Origin of the sequence: Streptococcus pseudopneumoniae (genome assembly GCF_001072665.1) — a bacterium.
GTDB lineage: Bacteria > Bacillota > Bacilli > Lactobacillales > Streptococcaceae > Streptococcus > Streptococcus pseudopneumoniae_S.
On record NZ_JVJI01000027.1, the window covers coordinates 1 to 781 of the forward strand.

Genomic DNA, 781 nt, shown 5'->3' on the forward strand with positions numbered 1-781 from the left:
TTTAACAATAGTAGTATTACTTGTATCAGTTTATTTTTACTTTTTTCCAAAACAACCTAAAAATATTTTTGATGAAATTTACCAAGAAACTGAGAAAACATATCGGTCAAATAATGTTTTAAGGCATATAGATGGGTTTAAAATCAGACCGGATTGGCCAAGTGATGACCCCAATATTTTGTATACTCCGTTCGGATTATACAACAAAGAGAAAACACCGTCAGATTATTATGAGATAGAAATTGGGTTTAATTTTGAATATACATCTCAATTAAGCTCCGTTACATTTGAGAGGCAAGTAGGACCAAACACGAGAGTTAGGATATGGAATAAATATACTTATCAAGACCGTACTTTAAAAAAAATTGTCAAAATAGGTTTGAAGAAAGCAGATACGGAAACTTATATTGAAGACGAAGCTCAGGTGAAATCCTATCTAGAGCAGTACGGTATCACTGCCAAGGATTTGGATTCTTACTACGACGAAATCGTCAATCAAAAAGTCTTAAAAGACTGGTGCTCGATTTATGACAGCAAGTATTCGCCAAGCAACTATGGCGATGTCAAGATTGAAACCCAGTGGGAGAATTGGTGATAACATGAAGAAAATTCTCGGTTTAGTAGCCTTATTCGTGATAATCATATCATCCTGTTTCTACTTTTTTATCCGTCAACCTAAAAACATTTTTGATGAGATTTACCAAGAAACTGAGAAAACCTATCGAACAAATAATATTTTAAGGCATATAGATGGCTTTGAAATTAGTCCAGGTTGGCCAAG

The 781-nt window shown here is 33.8% G+C and carries 2 protein-coding genes; both read left to right on the forward strand.

Annotated elements, in window-relative coordinates; all coding sequences use genetic code 11:
* The coding region (locus tag ADH52_RS02220) for a TipC family immunity protein (protein WP_049509844.1) at window positions 1-595 on the forward strand (595 nt) is incomplete at its 5' end.
* A 4-nt stretch (window positions 596-599) separates the two neighbouring features.
* Window positions 600-781 (forward strand): TipC family immunity protein (locus tag ADH52_RS10795; protein WP_049546290.1); only part of this gene is annotated, 182 nt, incomplete at its 3' end.